General features: G+C 53.4%; 4 protein-coding genes and 1 pseudogene. 2 read left to right on the forward strand and 3 right to left on the reverse strand.

Translation table 11 applies throughout. The features are described 5' to 3' along the window. Positions 1-146 precede the first annotated feature (146 nt). Together HKD24_RS15405 and HKD24_RS15410 are read left to right on the forward strand one after the other, a co-directional pair. Complete coding sequence (locus HKD24_RS15405) at positions 147-965, forward strand: Eco57I restriction-modification methylase domain-containing protein (protein ID WP_228124481.1); 819 nt, start codon at positions 147-149, stop codon at positions 963-965. A 192-nt stretch (positions 966-1,157) separates the two neighbouring features. After that, a complete protein-coding gene (locus HKD24_RS15410; protein ID WP_228124482.1) occupies positions 1,158-2,306 on the forward strand; it encodes a TaqI-like C-terminal specificity domain-containing protein in 1,149 nt (382 codons plus the stop codon). Positions 2,307-2,341: 35 nt separating this feature from the next. Here HKD24_RS15410 and HKD24_RS14820 read toward each other — a convergent pair whose 3' ends face one another. The 3 genes and pseudogenes from HKD24_RS14820 to HKD24_RS14825 all read right to left on the reverse strand — a co-directional run. Beyond that, entirely contained in the window at positions 2,342-2,695 is a 354-nt protein-coding gene (locus HKD24_RS14820) for a PIN domain-containing protein (protein WP_322783343.1), read from the reverse strand. 202 nt (positions 2,696-2,897) lie between these two features. Then, positions 2,898-3,032, reverse strand: coding sequence for a FitA-like ribbon-helix-helix domain-containing protein (locus HKD24_RS15640; RefSeq protein ID WP_407646382.1), 135 nt, complete (start codon positions 3,030-3,032; stop codon positions 2,898-2,900). A gap of 554 nt (positions 3,033-3,586) precedes the next feature. Beyond that, positions 3,587-3,685, reverse strand: a pseudogene (locus HKD24_RS14825) (IS5/IS1182 family transposase); the annotation flags it as partial.

Genomic DNA, 3,685 nt, shown 5'->3' on the forward strand with positions numbered 1-3,685 from the left:
TTCAATCAGAGGCTCCCAGATCGCCCATGTCTCGTCCGTAAAAGTGCCTGTTCCGTCTCCTTCTTCCATCCCTATAATATGGGAAGTGTTTCAAGTGCTAACAGGCCCTAGCCTATCTGCTCAATGAATGGAAAGTTCTCCAGGACTTGCGCCGCCAACACGGACAAACCCATGTCCGGGACGACTGGAACGACGCCACAATCCGTAACATCCTCCGCCGCAATCTTTACGGCGTGGACATCAACCCCGCATCTGTGGAAATCACCAAGCTCGCCCTATGGCTCCATACCGCGCGATCCGACAAACCGCTGTCATCGCTCGACGAGCATATCAGGGACGGCAATAGTCTTATCGGGACGAATTTTCATAACAAGACGCTCGCGCCTTACAGTCCCGAAGAAAAAGAGCGTGTCAATGCTTTCGATTGGCTGGCTGCTTTTCCTGAAGTCTTTGCGCGTGGCGGGTTTGACTGCGTCGTGGGAAATCCTCCTTATGTGAAGCTCCAAAACTTCCGCAGGGTCCATGCCGACATGGCGGGTTGTCTCACTCGTGATCCGGCGGAAGGCGGAGTTTACCAAAGCACTCAGACAGGCAATTTCGATCTCTACCTTCCCTTCATCGAAAAAGGCATCCACCTTCTCAACAAGAGCGGCAGACTGGGCTATATTGCTCCCTCCGTCTGGCAAATGAATGAATACGGAGTCGGCCTACGCAGCTTCGTTGAACAAGGTCGGCATCTTTGGGGATGGATCGACTTCGGCTCCTATCAGATTTTCGACGAAGCAACTGTCTATACCGCGCTTCAGTTCTTCTCAAAACGCCCGAACGACGCGGTAAAGATCATTCAGGCTCCCAATGGGGTAGTCGCCGAAAGCCCCTGGGATGCACCAGGTATAAGTCTTCCCTATGATAATCTTTGTTTCGGAATCGCTGGCTCCTCGTCACAGGAAGCGAGCGCCGTCTGATCGACAAGCTGATGAAAAGCGGAAAGCGGAAAGCGGCTGGATAATCCCGCCGTCACTGAAAATATATTCGTAGGTATTCAAACCAGCGCCGATCATATCTATCATCTCAAACGCATTGGGCCGAACCGCTACGAGGAAAAACCACCCAAAGGAGCCCGGCAGGGGCGTGTCGTCAAAATCGAGGATGCGATCATGAAGCCGCTGGTCTCCGGTCCCGAGACCAGCCGCTACCTGACGCCACAGACCAAGACCTGTCTCCTCTTTCCTTATACCGTGTCCGAGGGCCGGGGCACGCTGATCCCGGCATCTTCCATGAAAGCTCTTTACCCCGATGCTTGGCGTTATCTGAAAGAACATGAGAAAGAACTTCGAGCGCGAGAAGATCGGAAGTTCGACACCAACGAATGGTATCAATTTGGCAGAAGCCAGAATATCGGGCGACAGAACGTTCAGAAACTTCTCGTGGCGCAAACTGTACGCACCATGCAAGTTGCTGCTGATGTGGAGGGAACATTTTACGTCAATAATGTGCGCGTCAACAGCATCGTTGCTTCTAAAAATGTTTCCATTTATGCGCTGATGGCGGCTTTGAACGGAAAGGCAGCCGGATTTGTTTTTAAAAGGACGGCCAAACCGAAAGACAACGGATATTTTCAGGCAAACAAGCAGTTTATCAGCTATCTTCCCATTCCCAACGCGAGCCCAAAAGACCAAGAGGCACTTGCGCGACATGCCGAGCGGCTGCAATCGCTTCACGATGAGCGGCGAAAGGCGCTCATCTCCATCGCCAAGTATATTAGCACTTTGCGTGTCCGTCGGCGTCCCGTCTCATGGCTTTTCCCCGACCTGCCTGATCTCGACACACTCATCGAGGGCGCTCCCAAGCGATTGAAAGGCGCAGACCGCACAGAATGGGCAAAGGAGCGCTTCAGCCGGGAATTGGAAACGCGGTATGAAGCGCTTGCCGGGCATCTGAAACCGGGTGTGGAACTGGCTCCTGAGCTGGCCGATGGCGAATTGCGCTTTCTGATTGATAATATCCCCGTGATACAGGGCATTATCCCGCCCCCCGATCAAGCGCCATTTCTCCTGGCCCAATGGGCTATCATAGCAAACCGTATCAGCGAGCCGGAGAAGCTCTCAGGCAAAAAAATAGTCAATCTTTTACGATCCGTCAGCCCTGATGCGGAGCCGCATATCAAGGACAATGTCATACACCTTCAAAAGGTGGTCGCCGGAAATGAAACCGATATCGCTGCGCTGGAGAGGCAGGTTAATTTGTTAATTTATCGGCTGCATAAATTAACGAATAATGATATTATCATGATAGAATCCAAATAACGGTAAGGTTTTATAAATATACCCAAATCTTTGCGCTATGGAATTTCCTCTGCTTGTGCGTCTCGCCATGGATTGATCGCCTTGACGTCGACGCAAGTGAAGGCGGCGTCGCGGGTTCCGATGGTCAGGCCATACGCCGTTGCGATTGCTGCAATGTGACCGTCTGCCATGTCCATTGCGTGACCTGCCGCTTTCGCTTTCGCCATAAGAGCCGCGTAGATTCGCGCAGCGTTGAGATTGAACGACAACACGTGACCGGAGAACGCGGGCAGGATTTTCCGTTCTAGCCGATCATCGTAATCCATGCGTCGCTTCCCTGCTGGCAGCGTCGCCACGCCAAAGCGCAGTTCGGCAACTGTCACGGCCGAAAAATAGAGCGTCTCGATCACTTGAGCGTTTGCCCATGCGCTTACGCGGGCATCAGCATCACCTTCTACAGTTCAGAGATGACTTTTGTATCCAAGAGGATCATTCTATACGGAAAGGCTCTGCCGGTGGCGTCTCGCGTAGCCAGGCAAAATGCTCGGCGTCGTCATCTGCTATTTCGTCCGTCTTGCGGACTGCACACGCCATCAGGGAACCGAATGTGCATCAACCGAGCGGGTTAATAGCATGAACCAGAATATTCCGGATTTCCGCCTTAGTGCTGCGGCCACGCGGGGCTGCGCGCGCCTTGAGAGCGCGGTGGACCTCATCCGATAGATTACGAACCGTCACCGCGGCCATGGGCAAATCCTCTCATAGCTTGCTAACTCATGATAGTATGTTTCAAACATGATGGCACAGCCAAAGATTCAGTAGCGGGGTCATAGGTATCCTCCGCCAACCGGCGTCCCGAAAGCGACGTCCAAATGAATATTCTCTGGCGTGATCCGCCAAGAGGTCGGCTACATCGTATTCAGCGACCGAGCTTGGCTGGATGGTTTCACAGTCGCTTTCTTCAATACCAATGCGATCTTGCCGGCTTCCGCTGACCTGGCAGTCGAGGAGGGGAGTACGGCGGGTCGCCAAAGATGGTTTCATGAGTCGATTCCAAGTATCTCGTGGGCTGTCAGGTGGCTTTCAACCCTTGATGACAGCGATCCACTCGGACGGGGAGAGCATAGGGCCAGATGGTTCCTGGTATCGTCGCCCGAAAAGCGGGTCCTTCTGTAGGTTTGATATATTTTCAGACGCCTTCTGTGCCAGCCTGTCACTTAGGTGCTGGACGCGCTGGAAAACGGCGTGCGCCATGTGTTTTCCAGCGGCTCGGACCTGCTCGGTTTCCCTAGGCTCAGGACTCATAGCCAGAAGATGACGGTTGCGGCGAGGCAGATGGCGGAGAAGAAGACATTCGGGCATCTGTCATAGCGTGTTGCAATACGCCGCCAGTCCTTGAG

Source organism: Gluconobacter vitians (assembly GCF_015244565.1).
Lineage (GTDB): Bacteria > Pseudomonadota > Alphaproteobacteria > Acetobacterales > Acetobacteraceae > Gluconobacter > Gluconobacter vitians.

Coding starts and splice junctions, on each gene's coding strand:
- HKD24_RS15410 (WP_228124482.1), top strand. CDS start 1,158: ATGAAGCCGCTGGTCTCCGGTCCCGAGACCAGCCGCTACCTGACGCCA.
- HKD24_RS15640 (WP_407646382.1), bottom strand. CDS start 3,032: ATGGCCGCGGTGACGGTTCGTAATCTATCGGATGAGGTCCACCGCGCT.